The following is a 20,189-nucleotide window of genomic DNA, read 5'->3' as shown; positions in this document are numbered from 1 at the left end:
GACTACCGCACTTTACGGAAAATTCCGTAACACCGCATCTTTTTGTGACGCCTACTACACTTTATTTTCATCGGGATAGACACTCAGGAAGGAGCTTATGACGCCAAAAATGCAGCATTTCTTGCTTAACGTGCTGACAATAAACATTCATAAAGGCTTCACAGCATTTAACCGCCGCTTCATTTTACCGGAGCTGCGCGACGCGGTACGCACCGTCAATGCGGACATTGTTTGCCTGCAGGAGGTAATGGGCGCACACGAAGTGCATCCGCTCCACGTTGAGAACTGGCCCGACACGCCCCACTACGAATTTCTGGCCGACACCATGTGGAATGATTACGCTTACGGGCGCAACGCGGTCTATCCGGAAGGCCATCACGGCAACGCGGTGCTGTCACGTTTCCCAATTGAATATTACGAGAACCGCGACGTTTCCGTCGGGGAAAGCGAAAAACGCGGCCTGCTTTACTGCCGCATCACGCCACCCGACCTTGAGCTTCCCATCCATGTCGGCTGTGTTCATCTCGGTCTGCGCGAAGCCCATCGCCAGGCGCAGCTGAACATGCTGGCCGAGTGGGCCAATGCACTTCCTGAAGGTGAACCGGTGGTCGTGGCCGGCGATTTCAACGACTGGCGACAGCGGGCGAACCATCCGTTGAAAGTGAATGCCGGGCTGGAGGAAATTTTCACCCGCGCGACCGGCAGACCCGCGCGCACCTTTCCGGTACGTTTCCCCTTGCTGCGTCTTGACCGGATCTACGTGAAAAATGCTCACGCCAGCAGTCCGACTGCCCTGGCGTTACTCAACTGGCGACATCTCTCCGACCATGCCCCGCTGAGTGCGGAGATCCACTTATGAAATGTTCCTGGCAAGATGGTAACCGGATCACGCTGCTGGTTAATGGCGACGAGTATTACCCGGCCGTGTTCAAAGCGATTGACCATGCAAAGCAGAAAGTGATCCTCGAAACCTTTATCTGGTTCGAAGACGACGTCGGTAAACAACTGCACAGCGTACTGCTGCGCGCCGCCCGGCGTGGTGTCAATATTGAAGTCCTCCTTGATGGCTATGGTTCACCGGATCTCAGCGACGCCTTCGTCAATGAACTCACTTCAGCGGGTGTGATCTTCCGCTACTACGATCCCGGAACTCGCCTGTTCGGCATGCGTACCAACCTTTTCCGTCGGATGCACCGAAAAATTGTGGTGGTGGATGAGACGGTGGCATTTGTCGGCGGCATTAACTACTCCGCTGAACATATGTCTGATTACGGCCCGGAAGCGAAACAGGATTATGCGATCCGCATCGAAGGGCCTGTGGTCCGGGATATTCTGCTATTCGAACTGGAAAACTTGCCCGGTAAAGAGGTGGTACGTCGCTGGTGGAAGCGCCGCCATCGTCCGGAAGAGAACCGGAATCCCGGTGAAGCGCAGGCACTTTTCGTCTGGCGGGATAACGCCGAGCACAGAAACGACATTGAGCGTCATTATCTGAAGATGCTCGCCAATGCGAAGCGTGAAGTGATCATCGCCAACGCCTACTTTTTCCCGGGCTATCGTCTGCTGCATGCCATGCGCAATGCGGCTCGACGTGGTGTACGTGTGAAGCTGATTGTGCAGGGCGAGCCGGATATGCCGATAGTCAAAGTCGGCGCACGGCTGCTGTATCACTATCTGGTGAAAGGCGGTGTGCAGATTTACGAATACCGCCGTCGCCCGCTACACGGCAAAGTTGCGTTGATGGACGATCACTGGGCAACCGTCGGCTCCAGTAACCTTGACCCGTTAAGTTTATCGCTCAATCTTGAAGCAAACCTGATCATTTACGATCGCCAGTTTAACCAGACGCTGCGGGATAACCTGCAGGCGTTGATCGTCAATGACTGCGTGCGCGTGGATGAATCCATGGTGCCCAAACGCACCTGGTGGAACCTGGGCATCAGCGTGCTGGTGTTCCACTTCCTGCGCCATTTCCCGGCGATGGTCGGCTGGCTGCCAGCACATACACCAAAACTGGCGCTCGTGGAGCCGCCTGTGCAACCTGAAATGGAAACCCAGGATCGCGTTGAAGCGCAAGACGGAGGGAAAACCTGATGTCAAAATCGCATCCGCGCTGGCGGCTGGCAAAAAAAATCCTCACCTGGATCTTCTTTATTGCGGTCGCCGTGTTGCTGGTGGTTTACGCGCAGAAAGTTGACTGGGAAGAGGTGTGGAAAGTTATCCGCAACTACAACCGACTGGTGCTGCTGGGTGCCGTTGGGTTGGTTATTATCAGCTATCTGATGTACGGCTGCTATGACCTGCTGGGGCGCGCCTATTGCGGCCACAAACTGGCTAAACGCCAGGTAATGCTGGTGTCGTTCATCTGCTATGCCTTTAACCTGACATTAAGCACCTGGGTCGGTGGGATTGGCATGCGCTATCGCCTCTACTCGCGGCTGGGACTACCGGGCGGAACTATTACGCGAATTTTCTCGCTCAGCATTACCACCAACTGGCTGGGGTACATTCTGCTCGGCGGGGTGATTTTTACCCTCGGCGTGGTGCAGTTGCCCACGCACTGGTATATCGATGAAGCCACGCTGCGTATTCTCGGCATCGTGTTGCTGCTGACTATCGCTTTTTATCTGTGGGCCTGCGCCTTTGCTAAACGCCGTCATATGACCATTAAAGGGCAAAAGCTGGTATTACCTTCATGGCGCTTCGCGGTGTTGCAGATGGCGGTATCCAGCGCTAACTGGATGACTATGGGGGCAATTATCTGGCTGTTGACTGGCGAAGATGTGAACTACTTCTTCGTGCTGGGCGTACTGCTGGTGAGCAGTATTGCCGGGGTGATTGTCCATATTCCGGCAGGGATCGGCGTGCTGGAGGCGGTGTTTATCGCGCTGCTGGCCGGGGAACATGTCTCTCAGGGGACGATTATCGCTGCCCTGCTGGCCTACCGTATGCTGTATTACTTCCTGCCGCTGGCGCTGGCAACGGTCTGTTATCTGATGCTGGAAAGTCGGGCGAAAAAGCTGAGAGCGAAGAACGAGAAGGCGTTGGCAAAATAAAAAGCAAAACGGCAACCAGGTTGCCGTTTTTTAGTTTCGTAGGCCGGGCAAGGCGCAGCCGCCACCCGGCAAAACAACTTTAACGACGGTTGCCGAAGATCCGCAGCAGCATCAGGAACAGGTTGATAAAGTCCAGATACAGCGTCAGGGCCCCCAGGATCGCGTATTTGCGCAGGTTCGAACTGTCGCGTACGTCGATCTGCTCGCCGATGTTTTTCAGCTTCTGGGTGTCATAAGCCGTCAACCCAACAAAGATCACCACCCCGATATAGGTCACCGCCCACATCAGTGCTTCACTCTTCAGCCACAGGTTCACCAGAGATGCCAGCACAATCCCAATCAGCCCCATAAACAGCATACTGCCGAAGCCGCTCAGATCGCGTTTGGTGGTGTAACCATAGAGGCTCATCGCACCAAACATCCCGCCGGTCACCACAAAGGTACTGGCGATGGAAGAGTAAGTGTAAACGATGAAAATGCTGGAAAGCGTCAGCCCGGTCAGCGCCGAGTAGAGCATAAACAGCGTAGTCGCCATGCCGGCACTGAGCTTTTGCACCAGGCCTGAAAGGACGAACACCAGCGCTAGCTGGGCAATAATCAGCCCAAAGAAGGTGATTTTGCTGGAGAAGATAAACATCATCAGCTCCGGTGTATTGGCCGCATACCACGCGATAAACGCGGTCAGCAACAGGCCAACCGTCATCCAGCCATACACCTGAGCCATATACGTCTGCAGCCCACTACGGGTCTGCTGTACTATCGAATCGGAACGCGGAAATCGGTCCATGATTCACTCCTGATTAAGATTAAGTTGACACACACGTTAAGATTAACACATCCACGTAAACCGACTACCAACGGCTGGCGGCTTGTTTATCGCTGTCGCGAGATTCAACCCAGCGGTCACCTTCCGGCGTGGCTTCACGCTTCCAGAACGGTGCTTTGGTTTTGAGGTAATCCATAATGAACTCGCCTGCCGCAAACGCGCTGTCACGGTGTGCGCTGGTCACCCCGACGAAGACAATTTCCTCGCCAGGCCACATTTCGCCAATACGGTGGATAACTGTCACTCGTCCGAGCGGCCAGCGCCCGCGTGCTTCTTCCACAATCGCCGCCAGCGATTTTTCCGTCATGCCCGGATAGTGCTCCAGGGTCAGTGCTTTCACGCTGTCACCCAGGTTGTGGTTACGCACTTTGCCGGTGAAGGTCACCACCGCACCGTCTTCATCACGCTCTGCCAGCCAGTTATATTCTGTACCCACGTCGAAGCGTTCAGGACCTACCAGAATTCGGGTTTCCGCCATCTTAGCCCCCGGTCACCGGTGGGAAGAACGCCACTTCATCACCTGCGTTCAGCGGATGGGTGAACTCCACCAGCGTCTGATTAACGGCGGCCAGCAGCTTGCCTTCGTCCAGCGCCAGTGCCCAACGGTCGCTTTGTTCGGCAAGATGCGCGCGCAGGGCAGCAACGTTTTCGAAGGACGCATCCAGCATCAGGCTGTCGGTATTCACCAGCTCGCGTACCTGGGCAAAAAAGAGCACCTTAATCATGGCTGTCCACCTTAAAATCGCCGGATTTGCCACCGCTTTTCGCCAGCAGGCGAACCGGGCCAATCACCATATCTTTTTGCACCGCTTTGCACATGTCGTAGATGGTCAGCGCGGCAACAGAGGCCGCAGTCAAGGCTTCCATCTCCACGCCTGTTTTGCCGGTTAAGCGACAGAGTGACTCAATGCGCACGCGACTGTGCTCTGGCTGCGCCTGCAGATTCACCTCCACCTTGCTCAGCATCAGCGGATGGCACAGCGGGATTAAATCCCATGTACGTTTGGCGGCCTGAATTCCTGCAATACGGGCAGTCGCAAAAACGTCGCCCTTATGATGGCTACCGTCGATAATCATCGCCAGGGTCTCCGGCAGCATGGTGACGAACGCTTCCGCGCGTGCCTCGCGCACCGTTTCCGCTTTGGCGGAGACATCGACCATATGCGCTTCGCCAGCGGCGTTAATGTGGGTCAGTTGTGACATAGCTTATTTCTTTAAATGGGGATGGAAATTACACGGACGGGTACGGGCATCCAGCTGTGGGGCGATGATATTGTCCCACGCAGTGCGACAGGCTTTCGTCGAGCCAGGCATGGCGAAAATCAGCGTGTTGTTCGCGACACCCGCTACCGCACGCGACTGCAGCGTGGAGGTACCAATCTCTTCAAACGAGAGCATACGGAAAACTTCACCGAATCCTTCCACCTCGCGGTCAAACAGCGGGAGCAGCGCCTCGGGGGCTTGATCGCCTACGGTAAAGCCGGTGCCGCCAGTAATCAGCACCACCTGCACCTCATCGCTGGCGATCCACTGCGAAACCTGCGCGCGAATGGCGTAGCGGTTCTCTTTCACAATCGCTTTATCAACGATCTTATGACCCGCTTCGTGGGCTGCATCACGCAACCAGTGGCCGGAGGTATCATCCTCTTCGCCACGACGGTCGGAAACGGTAAGAATGGCAATACGTGTCGGGATAAATTCTGCGCTTACCTGACTCATCTTCTGATTCCTTCTTAAGCCTGATTACCCGCCGATATAAGACAGGTTCTGAGTAATTCCGGTGTTGCCCTGATGCAGGAAGTGGGTCTGTTTTTTATGCGTCAGCGCTTCAGAAATGCGTGATTCAAGCGCATCCTGCTGCGCATCGTCTTCCAGCAGATCGCGAAGGTCTACGCCGCCGTCGCCGAACAGGCAAAGATGGAGCTTGCCAACGGAGGAGACGCGCAGGCGGTTGCAGCTGGCGCAGAAGTCTTTCTCATAGGGCATGATAAGCCCAATCTCCCCTTCGTAATCCGGGTGACAAAAGACCTGTGCCGGGCCGTCGCTGCGCTGGCGGATCTGATGGATCCAGCCGCGTTTCAGCAGCTCGTCGCGCAGCACCATGCCAGAGATGTGATGACGACGAAACAGCTCGCTGCCCTCGCCGGTTTCCATTAGCTCGATAAAGCGCAGTTGAATGGGACGTGATTTGATCCACGCCAGGAAGGTGTCCAGCTTATGATGATTTACATCGCGCATCAACACCGTGTTGACTTTGACTTTTTCGAAGCCCGCCGTGAACGCGGCATCGATACCATCCATGACCTGCTGGAACTTATCCTGACCGGTAATGGCGTGAAACTGACGGGCATCGAGGCTATCAACGCTAACGTTGATAGCGGTTAATCCCGCATCACGCCAGTTCGCCACGTCACGCGCCATGCGGTAGCCGTTAGTGGTGACCGCAATCTGGCGGATACGTTTGTTTTCACGCACGGCGGCAATGATGTCGGGGAAATCGCGACGCAGCGAAGGCTCGCCCCCGGTCAGACGCACTTTTTCCGTGCCGAGTTCAGAGAATGCGCGCGTCACACGCCGCACTTCATCCACGGAGAGAAAGCCGTTATTGGTGACGCTGCCCGGTTTGTAGCCATCGGGCAGACAGTAGGTGCAACGGAAGTTGCACACATCGGTAATCGACAGACGTAAGTAATAAAACTTACGCGCGAAAGCATCAGTAAGTTGTGAAGCCATGTACACCTTTCCAGATACGGGAGGCACAGTCATTTCTTTCTGTACCCTGGTGGCAAATTCGCCACGGCCAGAGCGCCATATCTTTCGACACAGGCACAAAGGCTAGAGTGTATGTTTTCAATTTTGAAAACGTGGTTATGGCGATAGTAGCGCGGAAATTCTGACTGCGCCATTATCGCTTTACGCTATATAATCACCTATATAGCGAATCAATCCTGCATTTTCACTACAGAATACCTAAAAACCGCACTTTCACATTGATATACGTCATTTTGCATCGGCTGAGGCATCGTCTTTTAGGGGTAGTTAGGTTACTGTTACGCGATCAAACGTGATAAGGAATACGTATGCGCAATCGCACTTTTGCGGATCTTGACCGGGTAGTCGCTCTTGGCGGAGGCCACGGACTGGGTCGGGTTATGTCCTCTTTGTCGTCACTCGGCTCAAGGTTGACAGGGATAGTAACCACCACCGATAACGGCGGCTCAACCGGACGCATCCGTCGTGCCGAAGGCGGCATTGCCTGGGGAGACATGCGCAACTGTCTGAACCAGTTAATTACTGAACCGAGTGTTGCTTCGGCGATGTTTGAGTACCGTTTTGGCGGTAATGGTGAACTTTCCGGGCATAACCTCGGAAACTTAATGTTAAAGGCGCTGGATCATCTGAGCGTACGGCCTCTGGAAGCCATCAATTTAATCCGTAATCTGCTTAAAGTGGATGCATTCCTGATCCCTATGTCTGAACAACCGGTTGACTTGATGGCAATCGATGCCGAAGGACATGAAGTTTACGGCGAGGTGAATATTGATCAGCTTATCCTGCCACCAACGGAGCTAATGACCTATCCAAGCGTCCCCGCCACGCGCGAAGCGGTGGAGGCAATCGGGGAAGCGGATCTTATCCTGATCGGTCCTGGCAGTTTTTATACCAGCCTGATGCCGATTCTGCTGGTGAAAGAGCTGGCACAGGCGCTGCGCCGCACCCCTGCCCCGATGGTTTACATTGGTAACCTGGGCCGTGAGCTGAGTCCAGCAGCGGCGAGCTTGTCGCTGCCGGACAAACTGAATTTAATGGAGCATTACGTCGGGAAGAAGATCATTGACGGCGTGGTGGTGGGGCCAAAGGTTGATGTATCCGGTATCGGCGATCGTCTGGTGGTGCAGGAGCCGCTGGAGGCCACAGACATCAAATACCGCCATGACCGCCACCTGCTGCGTGAGGCACTGGAGAAAGCGATTCAGGCGCTGGGATAACCAAATATGCCCGGTGGCGCTGCGCCACCGGGCAAAATCCACTACGATGCCGCGATAAAGAGATCCCGCAACTGATGTAACTGGTCGCGGATCTGCGCCGCCTCTTCGAACTCCAGATTCTGCGCGTGCTGCATCATCTGGCCTTCCAGTTCGTGGATTTTCTGCTGCAACGCTTTTGGCGTCAGCACAACGGTATCCTCTTCCACCACTGAACGCGCCTTGCCGCGACCTTTCGTTTTGGTCTTCGCAATGTTCTGACCCAGCGCCAGGATATCCACCACCTTCTTGTTCAGCCCCTGCGGGATGATGCCGTGCTCTTCGTTGTAGCGCTGCTGCTTCTCGCGGCGGCGCTCCGTTTCACCAATCGCTTTCGCCATCGACGGCGTAATTTTGTCGCCGTACAGAATCGCTTTACCGTTAACGTTTCGCGCGGCGCGACCAATCGTCTGGATCAGGGAACGTTCAGAACGCAGGAAGCCTTCTTTGTCTGCATCCAGAATCGCCACCAGCGAGACTTCCGGCATATCCAGACCTTCTCGCAACAGGTTGATCCCCACCAGCACGTCAAACTCGCCCAGACGCAGATCGCGGATAATCTCCATACGCTCAACGGTATCAATATCCGAGTGCAGATAACGCACCTTCTCACCGTGCTCTTCCAGATACTCGGTCAGGTCTTCTGCCATGCGTTTAGTGAGTGTGGTCACCAGCACACGCTCATTAATGGCGGAACGGGCGCGGATCTCAGAAAGCAGGTCATCCACCTGAGTCGCCACCGGCCGGACTTCAATGACCGGGTCCAGCAACCCTGTTGGACGCACCACCTGATCAACCACCTCGTCGCCTGATTTCTCCAGCTCGTAGTTACCGGGCGTTGCCGACACATAAATGGTTTGCGGCGCTAGCGCCTCAAACTCTTCAAACTTCATCGGACGGTTATCCAGCGCCGATGGCAGTCGGAAACCATACTCCACCAGCGTCTCTTTACGCGCGCGGTCACCGCGATACATCCCGCCGATCTGTGGGATCGTGACGTGGGATTCGTCGATCACCAACAAACCGTCTGCCGGGAGGTAATCAAACAGCGTCGGCGGCGGCTCACCCGGCCCACGACCGGAGAGGAAGCGTGAGTAGTTCTCAATGCCGGAGCAGTAACCCAGCTCGTTCATCATCTCCAGATCAAACTGGGTTCGCTGGCTCAGACGTTGCTCTTCCAGCAGCTTATTGTTCGCCAGCAGCACCTTACGGCGCTCGGCCAGCTCCACTTTGATCTCTTCCATCGCCTGCACGATACGCTCGCGTGGCGTGACGTAGTGCGTTTTCGGGTAGATGGTGAAGCGCTGGATCACTGACTCAATGTGGCCGGTCAGCGGGTCAAATAGCGACAGGCGTTCAACCTCTTCGTCAAACAGCTCGACGCGCAGCGCCATGTCGTCCGATTCTGCCGGGAAGATGTCGATCACCTCTCCGCGTACGCGGAAGGTGCCACGCTGGAACGCCTGGTCGTTGCGGGTGTACTGCAGCTCGGCCAGGCGGCGTAAAATCGCACGCTGATCGATGATCATCCCCTGCGTCAGGTGCAGCATCATCTTGAGATACAGATCCGGATCGCCCAGACCGTAGATCGCAGAAACAGACGCCACCACCACCACATCACGACGCTCAAGCAGCGCTTTCGTTGCGGAAAGACGCATCTGCTCAATGTGTTCGTTTACCGAGGCATCTTTCTCAATGAAGGTGTCAGAGCTCGGAACATAGGCTTCTGGCTGGTAGTAATCGTAGTAGGAGACAAAATATTCCACCGCGTTATCCGGGAAGAACTCTTTCATCTCGCCATAAAGCTGCGCGGCCAGGGTTTTGTTGGGGGCAAGTACCATTGTGGGACGCTGCAGGTCCGCGATAACGTTGGCAATGGTAAACGTTTTGCCCGAGCCAGTTACCCCCAGCAGCGTCTGGTGCGCCAGCCCATCTTCCAGCCCCTCCTCCAGACGACGGATCGCCTCAGGCTGATCGCCAGATGGACGGAAAGCAGAATTCAATTTGAACGGTTTACTCATGGGCGACGACCTGATGACGTTATAAGCGGCAGGTGAGTAATTTTACTCCTTGTTGCCAGGAATGCCAGTAAAAAACACTGGATGAAAAACCAGTAGCATGTCAGGATATTTAGAGTAGCGACTGAATGATTAGCGTAATAGCGGTCAAAGTTTGGACTCTGACAACATAAAACACCACCCGGGCCAGGTTATCCCCAGAACTTTTTCTTTTTTAACATTTGTCAAGCCAGGTAATGATAGTTTTATGGCAACCGGTGACACTTTCATTACGGTAATTGCTTTTATCTAACCAATTAAATAATAAGCGATATTTTCTAAAGCCGTGTTTCGCGCCAATTTGGGCGTAAGCCGCGTCTTCTCTCGCTTATCGCGTGTTTTCTAACTCTAATACACATGGTTATCCACAGGAATAGTGGATAACTGCTTCCAGCCCGTGCAGACTGCCGCTCAGCAAATTCCCGGATTTTCCCATGGGACAGCAACAAAAAATTTTTATAGCTATTTTTTGGTGATTAACAGTTGTGTCATTCATAACCAACCGATGGGATCTTGCTCACATTTCCATCATTTCCTGCCCTGCACCACAACTCAACATCTCTGGCACCGTCGATGTGCAAATCGTCAATTTGTTATCCCGCAACGTTGAGGCTTACTCCTAAAAAAGCTCTTTTTTTAATCACTTTCAGGTTCCTGGCAGGAGTTTTGCACAATCAAAAACGAGCCTCACCTACACACATTTTTAAGGAGAGAAAGATGTTGAGTCTGCGTGCAGTGAATCAGTTTTACGGAAGCCAACATACGCTATGGAACGTGGATTTAGATTTTCCGCAGGGGATGTGTACAGGCGTAGTTGGCCTGCCGGGAATGGGAAAAACCACGCTTATGAATTGTATCGCCGGGAAACTGCCCGTCGAGAGCGGCACGATTATCTGGCATGAAGCAGGGGCCCCGCCATGTGATTTGCTCAACCCGCCATCAGAACAACGTTCAGACCCGAAAATAGGCTATGTCCCGCAGGACAGGCGGATCTTCTCCCAGTTAACGATTGAGGAGAATCTGCATATTGCCATGCGGGCGACAGGAAAACCCGACCCGGAAGCAAAAAGCGATGTTTACGACCTTTTCCCGGAGCTCTACGCGCTGCGACAGACCCGCGCCAACACGCTCTCACCCGACGACCAGTATCAGTTGGCTCTGGCCAATGCACTGGTGAATCGCCCGCAAATGCTGATTCTGGATGAACCCATGCATGGTGCAGGTCACGGCTTTGCCCAGAAGCTGGGGCAGCTGCTGGCGCGCTTAAACCGGGAGTTAGGTATGACGGTGTTATTAGCTGAACAGCAGCTGTCGTTTATCCGCCGGGTTGCGGACCGTTTCTGTATGCTCTATCGCGGGCGTAACGTGGCACAGGGCCACGTTAAGGAACTGGATGACGAGCTCATCGCTCACTGGATGTCGCGGGAAGCAAGACGCTGAGATCAAGATAATGACCCGTTTCGGCATTTTCCGCGCCGTCAGCAAGCCAGGGAATTTCCCCGAGGCACGGCGCGGGAATGACACGCCTGAGTGTCGTCAGATACTCCTGGTGTCGTTTACCGGGTTCAACTACGTCGTTAGCTATCCAGCCTGCCAGATGCAGTCCAGCCTGCTGTACGGCCTGTGCGGTCAACATAGCGTGATTGATACAGCCAAGCTTGACGCCGACGACAAGGATGACCGGGAGCCGCTCGGCCTGTACCCAGTCAGCAAATGTCTGCGTGTCCGAAAGCGGCGTAAACCAGCCTCCTGCCCCCTCCACCAGCACCCAGTTTGCCTGATTTTCCAGTGTCCGCAACCCGGCAGACAGCGCGGCGAAATCAATCGGCCGTCCTTCGTCGGCGCTGATAATGTGCGGCGACGTCGCCTCGGCGAAGGTGTAGGGATTCACCGCTGAATAGTCGAGTGTAAGGGTACTGTTACGCTGCAGCGCCAGCGCATCGGTGTTGCGTAACCCTTCCGCAGTCATCTCGCTGCCGGAGGCAACAGGCTTATAGCCAGCAGTCGCTTTTCCCCGCTGCCGCGCCGCCTGCAACAGTGCAGAACTGGCAACTGTTTTGCCCACTTCCGTATCCGTTCCGGTGACAAAATAACGTTCAGTCACGTTCGATAATCCCATGAAAAAGTTGATAAGAGAGCGGGAAATGCCCCCGCTGCTGCGGCCAGGCCAGCTCCAGGTGTTGCAACTGCCCACGGGTGAGTGGCTTTTTCTCGCGTCCGGCATGCAGGTGCGTGGCACCAATGCCCTTGAGCGAGCGCATGGCACTGACTGCATCGCTGAAATTGAGGGTGATGACCTGCACCGTGCTTCGATAGCGCCAGCCTGCCAGCGCCTGCGTGACCTGATCATGCGATAAAAATCGGTTGGCATGCGGCTGTTCATCAACTGCTCGCCACGCCTGATCCAGCTCCGGTAGCGAGCTTTCCAGCAGCGTGGTAAAGGCCACCTTGCCACCCGGACGCGCCACGCGGTAAAGCTCGCTTAACGCCAGTGGCAGGCTGTTACACCATTGCACTGCCAGATGGCTCCAGACCAGATCAAATTGAGCCTCGGCCAACGGAATGGCCTCAATATCCGCCACCAGATAGTGATGCGCAGCCTGCTGATGACGCGCCTCATCAAGCATGTCTGATGACAGGTCAATGGCCGTAACGTGGCTTCCCGACTCGCGCCAGTATCGACTATTCCCGCCGGGACCACATCCGGCATCCAGCACCTGCGCAAAACGGGTCTCGCCGAGTAAAGCCAGTAACCCCTGTGCACTCTGGCGCTGGAGTTCATCATGCTGCGAATAGCTGCGTGCCGCCCGGCCAAACGCTGCCGCAATGGCCTGTTTATTGACTGGCGACATACAGTGCCTCCAGAAGTGCCGAAATGTCCTCTGCTTCGTGCGCCGCCGTCAGTGTCAGACGCAGACGCGCCGTGCCCGGTGGCACGGTGGGTGGACGAATGGCAGTTACCCACATCCCCTTCTCGCGCAGCGTCTCTGCCAGCGTGAGCGCCAGACTGTTTTCACCCACGATCACCGGCTGGATGGCGCTTTGCGAATCGGTACTGCGGAAAGGAAGATGGCACAACCCCTGACGAAAACGCTGAATATGTTCCGCCAGACGCTCACGACGTTCTTTGCCTTCCTGGCTGCGGATCACCGCCATTGACGCAGATAACGCCACGGCCTGGGCGGGTGGCATACTGGTGCTGTAAATCAAATGCCGGGCGAACTGCAACAGATAGTCAGCAACGGACTCACTGCACAATACAGCGGCTCCGCTCACGCCAAAACCTTTGCCGAAGGTCACAATCAGCAGTTCCGGCTTCACGCCTTGCTGGTGCGCGCTGCCGCGTCCTTCATCCCCCATCACACCAATACCGTGGGCATCGTCGACCAACAGCCAGGCGTTTTGCCTTTTTGCTGCATCGTGCAGCGCGGCAAGCGGCGCGCTGTCGCCGTCCATGCTGAACACCCCTTCCGTGACCGCCAGTTGTTGACCGTCGCAGGGTTTATCCAGCAGCGTAGCGAGTTGCCCCGCATCGTTATGGGCAAAACGGCGCAGCTGAGCCGGGCTTAAATTTGCCGCCTCCAGCAGCGAGGCGTGGCTTAAACGGTCGGCGACAATGCGGTCATCTTTTCCCATCAGGGCAGCGATAACCGCCTGATTCGCGGCAAAACCAGAGATAAACGGCAACGCACGCGGGTAACCCAGCCAGTCGGCAAGCTCCTCCTCCAGCGCCTGATGCGCTGTAGTGTATCCGCTGACATGTCCCGAACCGCCGCTGCCCACGCCAAATCGCTCCGCCCCCTGCTGCCAGGCGCGAACGATGGCCGGATGCTGGCTCAGCCCGAGATAATCATTGCTGGAGAAATTACAAAACTGCCGGTTATCACGGGTAAGAAAACGGCCTGCGCCGTTTTCAACTACCCTGCGGACGCGAAACGCATCTGCCGCCCGACGCTCTTCCAGCGCGGAATGGATACGTGCCTGCCAGGTCATACGGATGCCGCGTTATAGAACTGTTCGGTGTCGGCGTTGAAAATCTGCTGCTCCAGCTGCTGCTGTTGCTCGTTATCACCCGTCAGCACCTCGGTCTGATGCGGGTTAAGCCCCAGTTTGCGGAACAGCTGAACATCTTTGTCCTCTTCCGGGTTCGGTGTAGTCAGCAGTTTGCAGCCGTAGAAGATTGAGTTGGCTCCGGCCATAAAGCACATCGCCTGGGTCTGCTCATTCATCTGCTCACGACCAGCGGAGAGGCGAACGAAAGAGGTCGGCATCATGATGCGCGCCACCGCAATGGTGCGGATAAAGTCAAACGCATCCACGTCGTCGTTATCCGCCAGTGGCGTGCCTTTGACCTTCACCAGCATGTTGATTGGCACGCTTTCCGGCGGCGTTGGCAGGTTCGCCAGTTGCAGCAGCAGACCCGCGCGATCTTTCACCGTTTCACCTAAGCCCACAATACCGCCTGAACAGACTTTAATACCGGCATCGCGGACTTTATCCAGCGTGTCCAGACGCTCCTGGTAGGTACGCGTGGTGATGATATTGCCGTAAAACTCTGGCGAGGTGTCTAGGTTGTGGTTGTAGTAATCCAGCCCGGCCTCAGAGAGGCGCTGCGCCTGCTCTTCATTCAGGGTACCAAGGGTCATACAGGCTTCGAGTCCCATCTCCTTAACGCCCTTCACCATCTGCTCCAGATACGGCATGTCGCGATCGTGCGGGTTTTTCCACGCGGCGCCCATGCAGAAGCGGGTCGAGCCCGCGTTTTTCGCCTTACGCGCCGAGTCGAGCACCTGCTCCACTTCCATCAGTCGTTCAGATTCCAGACCGGTTTTATAACGCGCGCTCTGTGGGCAATATTTGCAATCTTCCGGGCAGGCACCGGTCTTGATCGACAGCAGCGTACTGACCTGTACATGGCGGGGGTCGAAGTGCTGACGATGTACCTGCTGGGCTTCAAACATCAGCTCAAGGAAAGGCTTGTTAAATAATTCAGTGACTTGCGACATCGTCCAGCGTGCGTGGTGAGCCATTGGGCTTCTCCAAAGGGTTTTGTTAATTTTCGGTTCGGTTTATACTCGTAAACCTAAAACTTTTCAAAATGGTTTACAAGTCGATTATGACCCAGGACGATCTCGCCTTCGACAAGCAGCATATCTGGCACCCTTACACCTCCACCACCAGCCCCCTTCCCGTTTATCCGGTGGCTTCGGCTCACGGTTGCGAGCTACGCCTCGCCAGCGGTGAGCCGCTGGTTGACGGGATGTCTTCCTGGTGGGCAGCTATTCACGGGTACAACCATCCGCGCCTGAATGCGGCAATGAAAGCGCAGATTGACCAGATGTCGCACGTGATGTTTGGCGGGATCACCCATCAGCCCGCGGTGGATTTATGCCGTCGCCTGGTGGCAATGACGCCTGAAGCCCTGGAGTGCGTGTTCCTCGCAGACTCCGGTTCTGTGGCGGTGGAAGTGGCGATGAAAATGGCGCTGCAGTACTGGCATGCCAGAGGGGAATCCCGTCAGCGGTTCCTGACCTTCCGCAACGGCTATCACGGCGATACCTTCGGGGCGATGTCGGTGTGCGATCCGGATAACTCTATGCACAGCCTGTGGAAGGGGTATCTGCCGGAAAACCTGTTTGCTCCGGCCCCGCAGAGCCGCTTCGATGGCGAGTGGAACGAGATGGACATGGTCGGTTTCGCCCGCCTGATGGCGGCGCATCGTCATGAAATCGCTGCAGTGATCCTGGAGCCTGTCGTGCAGGGGGCTGGCGGGATGCGGATGTACCACCCTGAGTGGCTGAGGCGTATTCGCAAGATGTGTGATCGCGAGGGCATTCTGCTGATTGCCGATGAGATCGCCACCGGCTTTGGCCGCACCGGCAAGCTGTTTGCCTGTGAACATGCGGGCATCGCGCCAGATATTCTGTGTCTGGGTAAAGCGCTCACCGGCGGTACGATGACGCTTTCCGCCACACTGACTACCCGCCATGTTGCCGACACTATAAGCGACGGTGAAGCGGGCTGCTTTATGCACGGCCCGACGTTTATGGGCAATCCGCTGGCCTGCGCGGTGGCGAGCGAAAGCCTTGCCATTCTGGAAAGCGGCGAGTGGCAAACGCAGGTTGCAGCGATAGAGACGCAGTTGAAAGAAGAGCTGAGCGCTGCCTCTGGTGCGAATTTTGTGGCAGACGTACGCGTGCTGGGCGCCATCGGCGTGATTGAAACCACCCATCCGGTGAATATGGCAGCGCTGCAGCGCTTCTTTGTCGAACGTGGCGTCTGGGTTCGTCCATTCGGCAAGCTTATCTATCTGATGCCGCCGTATATCATTACGCCCGTTCAGTTGCGTAAACTAACCGACGCGGTCGTCGAAGCCGTTAACATTCCCGCGCATTTCGCGATTTAACCCTATGCATTACACTTTCTGCACGAGTGATTAACGAGGGTAAATCGTATGAAAATCATCAGTAAAGATCTGCGCGACGGTGAAAAACTGCCGGAGCGTCATGTTTTCAACGGCATGGGGTACCAGGGGGATAATATCTCTCCGCACCTGGCGTGGGACGAGGTTCCGGCCGGAACCAAAAGTTTTGTGGTCACCTGTTACGACCCGGATGCACCGACAGGCTCAGGCTGGTGGCACTGGATTGTGGCGAACCTGCCCGCCGACACACGCGTACTGCCACAGGGTTCCGGCTCTGGCCTGGTTGCTCTGCCTGAAGGCGCGATTCAGACCCGTACCGATTTTGGTAAAGCAGGTTACGGTGGCGCAGCGCCGCCAAAAGGGGAAACCCACCGCTACATTTTCACGGTGCATGCGCTGGATGTGGACAAGATTGAGGTGGATGAAGGGGCGAGTGGCGCGATGGTAGGGTTTAACGTACATTTCCATTCGCTGGGCAGCGCGTCGATTACGGCGATGTATTCATAGAAAAAAAGCCGGGTGGCGGCTACGCCTTACCCGGCCTACATTTCGCACTCCTGGGCCCGGTAAGCGCAGCGCCACCGGGCAAAAAATCACAGCACCGAAGGCAACAGCCCCACCAGCCGCCCTTCTTCCAGAAGCTGCATCGCTTTATCAATATCCGGCGCAAAGAAGCGGTCGTCGTCATAATGCGATACATGCTCGCGCAGCGCATGACGCGCCTGTTCCAGCAGCGGACTGGATTTCAGCCCTTCGCGCAGATCGATTCCCTGACACGCCGCCAGCCATTCCACCGCCAGCACGCCACGGGTGTTGGATGCCATCTCCCACAAACGACGCCCGGCAGCCGGTGCCATAGAAACGTGATCTTCCTGGTTTGCCGATGTTGGCAGGCTATCCACGCTATGCGGATGCGACAGGGCTTTGTTCTCGCTCGCCAGAGCCGCCGCCGTCACCTGGGCAATCATAAAGCCCGAGTTAACCCCGCCGTTACGTACCAGGAACGGTGGCAACTGAGACATGTGTTTATCCATCATCAACGCAATGCGGCGTTCAGACAACGCACCGACTTCAGCAATCGCCAGGGCAATGTTGTCCGCCGCCATTGCCACAGGCTCAGCATGGAAGTTACCGCCGGACACCACTTCATTTTCCTGCGCGAATACCAGTGGGTTATCGGACACCGCGTTGGCTTCCACCAGCAACACCTCTGCAGCCTGGCGCAGTTGCGTCAGACACGCGCCCATCACCTGCGGCTGGCAACGAAGGGAATACGGATCCTGCACCTTTTCACAGTTGTGGTGTGAATCTGCAATACCACTGGTTTCGGTGAGTACATGACGGTACATCGCAGCGGCATCAATTTGTCCGCGCTGGCCGCGCACCTCGTGAATACGGGCGTCGAACGGGCGACGAGAGCCCAGTACAGCTTCAGTGGTCAAGGCTCCGCACACCACTGCTGAGGCGAAAAGATCTTCAGCCTCAAACAGGCCGCGTAAAGCGAATGCCGTGGACGCCTGAGTACCGTTCAGCAGCGCCAGTCCCTCTTTTGCCGCCAGGGTGATCGGGTTCAACCCGGCTTTTTTCAGTGCCTCTTTCGCAGGAAGCCACTCTCCCTTCCAGCGCGCCTGCCCTTCACCAAGCAGCAGCAGCGACATGTGCGCCAGCGGCGCGAGATCGCCGGATGCACCGACAGAACCTTTTGCCGGGATCCACGGATAGACTTCTGCGTTCACCAGCGCCATTAACGCCTGGATCACGCTCAGGCGAATACCCGAGAAACCGCGCGCCAGACTGTTGATTTTAAGCACCATCATCAGGCGGACAATCTCATCATCCAGCGGCTGGCCAACCCCCGCCGCGTGTGAAAGCACCAGCGAACGCTGTAAGTTTTCCAGATCGTGTGTCGCAATACGTGTCTGCGCCAGCAGCCCAAAACCGGTGTTAATGCCGTAGGCGGTGCGCCCTTCGGCAACAATGGCTTCGACGCAGGCAACACTGTCGTTGATCGCAGCGTGGGCACTTTCATCAAGCGAGAGCGTGACCGGTTGACGCCAGACGCTACGCAGTTGTTTGAGCGTCAGTGAGCCGGGTGTGAGTGTTAAGGCGTTCATTCATGATTTCCTTGTGTGGCAGCGATCATCGGCAGGTTTAGCCCCTGCTCTTTGGCACATTCAATGGCAATCTCGTAACCAGCGTCTGCGTGACGCATCACACCGGTTGCCGGGTCGTTGTGCAGCACGCGAGCGATACGCGCAGCAGCTTCATCCGTTCCGTCACAGACAATAACCATCCCGGAATGTTGGGAGAAGCCCATCCCCACGCCGCCACCGTGGTGCAGCGATACCCAGGTCGCGCCGCTGGCGGTATTCAGTAAGGCGTTCAGCAAAGGCCAGTCGGAGACTGCATCCGAACCGTCGCGCATGGCTTCGGTTTCACGGTTAGGGCTGGCAACGGAACCGGAGTCCAGATGGTCACGGCCAATCACAATCGGCGCGGAGACTTCGCCGCTGCGCACCATTTCGTTAAAGGCCAGACCCAGTTTTTGCCGCCACTCCAGCCCTACCCAGCAGATGCGCGCCGGTAAGCCCTGGAAGTTGATGCGCTCGCGGGCCATATCCAGCCAGTGGTGCAGATGTTCGTCATCCGCGACAATCTCTTTCACTTTGGCGTCGGTTTTGTAGATATCCTCCGGGTCACCGGACAGGGCAACCCAGCGGAACGGACCGATACCGCGGCAGAACAGCGGGCGAATATAAGCAGGAACGAAGCCCGGGAAGTCGAAGGCATTATTCACGCCCATCTCTTTCGCCATCTGGCGGATGTTGTTGCCGTAGTCAAAGGTAGGAATACCCATCTTGCTAAAGGCCAGCATGGTGGAGACATGCTCTGCCATGGAACGTTTGGCAGCAAGTACCGTACCTTCCGGGTCGGTTTCCGCTTTTTGCTGGTAGGCTTCCCACGTCCAGCCTTTTGGCAGGTAACCGTGCAACGGATCATGAGCGCTGGTCTGGTCGGTCACCAGATCCGGGCGCACGCCGCGAGCCACGAGTTCAGGAAGAATATCTGCCGCGTTGCCGCACAGGGCAATCGACACCGCTTTGCCTTCGGTTGTGTATTTTTTGATACGCGCCAGCGCATCGTCCAGGCTGGTTGCCTGTTCGTCGACGTAACGGGTACGCAGACGGAAATCAATGCGGCTCTGCTGGCACTCAATGTTCAGCGAGCAGGCACCGGCAAGGGTGGCGGCCAGTGGCTGCGCGCCGCCCATGCCGCCGAGACCAGCGGTCAATACCCAGCGACCTTTCAGCGAACCGTTATAGTGCTGGCGACCCGCTTCCACGAAAGTTTCGTAGGTGCCCTGGACAATTCCCTGGCTGCCGATGTAGATCCAGCTCCCGGCGGTCATCTGGCCATACATCGCCAGCCCTTTAGCGTCCAGCTCGTTAAAATGTTCCCAGGTTGCCCAGTGCGGCACGAGGTTAGAGTTAGCAATCAGCACGCGCGGCGCGTTTTTGTGCGTTTTGAACACGCCAACCGGTTTGCCGGACTGCACCAGCAGGGTTTCGTCGTGTTCGAGTTCGGTCAGGGATTTTACAATTGCGTCATAGCATTCCCAGTTGCGCGCGGCGCGGCCTATGCCGCCGTAGACCACCAGCTCGTGGGGGTTTTCCGCAACCTCAGGATCAAGGTTGTTCATCAACATGCGCAGCGGGGCTTCGGTGAGCCAGCTTTTTGCGGTAAGGGTGGTGCCGCGCGGGGCGCGGACATCCTGCTGGCGGTATTTACCTGACGACATTG

20 protein-coding genes and 1 riboswitch are annotated in these 20,189 nt (G+C 56.2%); of the genes, 7 read left to right on the top strand and 13 right to left on the bottom strand.

Annotation, left to right across the window (positions count from 1 at the left end):
- Positions 1 to 97 precede the first annotated feature (97 nt).
- From V6E55_RS02395 to V6E55_RS02385, 3 genes are read left to right on the top strand one after another with little or no spacing between them, the layout of a single operon-like run.
- Positions 98 to 859, top strand: coding sequence for an endonuclease/exonuclease/phosphatase family protein (locus tag V6E55_RS02395; RefSeq protein WP_316942089.1), 762 nt, complete (start codon positions 98 to 100; stop codon positions 857 to 859).
- Positions 856 to 2,094: a cardiolipin synthase ClsB gene (gene clsB / locus V6E55_RS02390; protein WP_316942088.1), complete on the top strand. Its 1,239-nt coding sequence runs from the start codon at positions 856 to 858 to the stop codon at positions 2,092 to 2,094. The genes V6E55_RS02395 and clsB overlap by 4 nt, the downstream gene beginning before the upstream one ends.
- Complete coding sequence (locus V6E55_RS02385; RefSeq protein ID WP_129996405.1) at positions 2,094 to 3,056, top strand: lysylphosphatidylglycerol synthase domain-containing protein; 963 nt, start codon at positions 2,094 to 2,096, stop codon at positions 3,054 to 3,056. The genes clsB and V6E55_RS02385 overlap by 1 nt, the downstream gene beginning before the upstream one ends.
- Before the next feature lie 79 nt (positions 3,057 to 3,135).
- On the opposite strand, the gene V6E55_RS02380 is transcribed toward V6E55_RS02385, so the two are convergent.
- From V6E55_RS02380 to moaA, 6 genes are all read right to left on the bottom strand, one after another.
- Positions 3,136 to 3,843, bottom strand: coding sequence for a Bax inhibitor-1/YccA family protein (locus V6E55_RS02380; protein ID WP_024908758.1), 708 nt, complete (start codon positions 3,841 to 3,843; stop codon positions 3,136 to 3,138).
- A 64-nt stretch (positions 3,844 to 3,907) separates the two neighbouring features.
- Positions 3,908 to 4,360, bottom strand: coding sequence for a molybdopterin synthase catalytic subunit MoaE (gene moaE, locus V6E55_RS02375; RefSeq protein WP_316942086.1), 453 nt, complete (start codon positions 4,358 to 4,360; stop codon positions 3,908 to 3,910).
- Between the two features lies 1 nt (position 4,361).
- A complete protein-coding gene (gene moaD, locus V6E55_RS02370) occupies positions 4,362 to 4,607 on the bottom strand; it encodes a molybdopterin synthase sulfur carrier subunit (RefSeq protein WP_316942085.1) in 246 nt (81 codons plus the stop codon).
- A complete protein-coding gene (gene moaC / locus V6E55_RS02365) occupies positions 4,600 to 5,085 on the bottom strand; it encodes a cyclic pyranopterin monophosphate synthase MoaC (RefSeq protein ID WP_049008689.1) in 486 nt (161 codons plus the stop codon). The genes moaD and moaC overlap by 8 nt, the downstream gene beginning before the upstream one ends.
- Before the next feature lie 3 nt (positions 5,086 to 5,088).
- Positions 5,089 to 5,601 (bottom strand): molybdenum cofactor biosynthesis protein B, encoded by a 513-nt coding sequence (gene moaB, locus V6E55_RS02360; RefSeq protein ID WP_316942084.1) that lies wholly within the window; start codon positions 5,599 to 5,601, stop codon positions 5,089 to 5,091.
- 24 nt (positions 5,602 to 5,625) lie between these two features.
- A complete protein-coding gene (gene moaA / locus V6E55_RS02355) occupies positions 5,626 to 6,615 on the bottom strand; it encodes a GTP 3',8-cyclase MoaA (RefSeq protein ID WP_316942083.1) in 990 nt (329 codons plus the stop codon).
- A riboswitch (molybdenum cofactor riboswitch) is annotated at positions 6,603 to 6,737 on the bottom strand. Its footprint overlaps the gene before it by 13 nt.
- Before the next feature lie 225 nt (positions 6,738 to 6,962).
- Between moaA and yvcK the strand changes: the two genes are divergently transcribed.
- The gene (gene yvcK, locus V6E55_RS02350) at positions 6,963 to 7,871 is read left to right on the top strand and encodes a uridine diphosphate-N-acetylglucosamine-binding protein YvcK (RefSeq protein ID WP_114978424.1); all 909 of its coding nucleotides are present in this window, start codon (positions 6,963 to 6,965) and stop codon (positions 7,869 to 7,871) included.
- Positions 7,872 to 7,912: 41 nt separating this feature from the next.
- Here yvcK and uvrB read toward each other — a convergent pair whose 3' ends face one another.
- Positions 7,913 to 9,928 (bottom strand): excinuclease ABC subunit UvrB, encoded by a 2,016-nt coding sequence (uvrB, locus tag V6E55_RS02345; RefSeq protein WP_049006456.1) that lies wholly within the window; start codon positions 9,926 to 9,928, stop codon positions 7,913 to 7,915.
- Between the two features lie 753 nt (positions 9,929 to 10,681).
- Between uvrB and V6E55_RS02340 the strand changes: the two genes are divergently transcribed.
- Positions 10,682 to 11,404: an ABC transporter ATP-binding protein gene (locus V6E55_RS02340; protein ID WP_129996408.1), complete on the top strand. Its 723-nt coding sequence runs from the start codon at positions 10,682 to 10,684 to the stop codon at positions 11,402 to 11,404.
- Here the strand turns inward: V6E55_RS02340 and bioD are convergent.
- From bioD to bioB, 4 genes are read right to left on the bottom strand one after another with little or no spacing between them, the layout of a single operon-like run.
- Entirely contained in the window at positions 11,367 to 12,068 is a 702-nt protein-coding gene (bioD, locus tag V6E55_RS02335) for a dethiobiotin synthase (RefSeq protein WP_316942082.1), read from the bottom strand. The genes V6E55_RS02340 and bioD overlap by 38 nt on opposite strands.
- The gene (gene bioC, locus V6E55_RS02330) at positions 12,061 to 12,816 is read right to left on the bottom strand and encodes a malonyl-ACP O-methyltransferase BioC (RefSeq protein WP_316942081.1); all 756 of its coding nucleotides are present in this window, start codon (positions 12,814 to 12,816) and stop codon (positions 12,061 to 12,063) included. The genes bioD and bioC overlap by 8 nt, the downstream gene beginning before the upstream one ends.
- On the bottom strand, positions 12,800 to 13,957 hold the full coding sequence (gene bioF / locus V6E55_RS02325; protein WP_316942080.1) for an 8-amino-7-oxononanoate synthase: 1,158 nt from the start codon (positions 13,955 to 13,957) through the stop codon (positions 12,800 to 12,802). Before bioF ends, bioC begins: the two co-directional genes overlap by 17 nt.
- The gene (bioB, locus tag V6E55_RS02320) at positions 13,954 to 14,994 is read right to left on the bottom strand and encodes a biotin synthase BioB (protein ID WP_316942079.1); all 1,041 of its coding nucleotides are present in this window, start codon (positions 14,992 to 14,994) and stop codon (positions 13,954 to 13,956) included. The genes bioF and bioB overlap by 4 nt, the downstream gene beginning before the upstream one ends.
- Positions 14,995 to 15,062: 68 nt before the next feature.
- On the opposite strand from bioB, the gene bioA reads away from it, so the two are divergent.
- The gene (gene bioA / locus V6E55_RS02315) at positions 15,063 to 16,370 is read left to right on the top strand and encodes an adenosylmethionine--8-amino-7-oxononanoate transaminase (RefSeq protein WP_316942077.1); all 1,308 of its coding nucleotides are present in this window, start codon (positions 15,063 to 15,065) and stop codon (positions 16,368 to 16,370) included.
- 48 nt (positions 16,371 to 16,418) lie between these two features.
- Positions 16,419 to 16,895, top strand: coding sequence for a kinase inhibitor (locus tag V6E55_RS02310; protein ID WP_014883071.1), 477 nt, complete (start codon positions 16,419 to 16,421; stop codon positions 16,893 to 16,895).
- An 86-nt stretch (positions 16,896 to 16,981) separates the two neighbouring features.
- Here the strand turns inward: V6E55_RS02310 and hutH are convergent, their stop codons facing one another.
- Together hutH and hutU are read right to left on the bottom strand one after the other, a co-directional pair.
- Entirely contained in the window at positions 16,982 to 18,502 is a 1,521-nt protein-coding gene (gene hutH / locus V6E55_RS02305) for a histidine ammonia-lyase (RefSeq protein ID WP_316942076.1), read from the bottom strand.
- On the bottom strand, positions 18,499 to 20,187 hold the full coding sequence (gene hutU, locus V6E55_RS02300) for a urocanate hydratase (RefSeq protein ID WP_316942074.1): 1,689 nt from the start codon (positions 20,185 to 20,187) through the stop codon (positions 18,499 to 18,501). The genes hutH and hutU overlap by 4 nt, the downstream gene beginning before the upstream one ends.
- Between the last annotated feature and the right edge of the window lie 2 nt (positions 20,188 to 20,189).

The organism is Enterobacter sp. 342 (assembly GCF_036663495.1).
GTDB lineage: Bacteria > Pseudomonadota > Gammaproteobacteria > Enterobacterales > Enterobacteriaceae > Enterobacter.
Note: the sequence above shows the minus strand (reverse complement) of the source record. Positions and strands in the feature narration are given on the sequence as shown.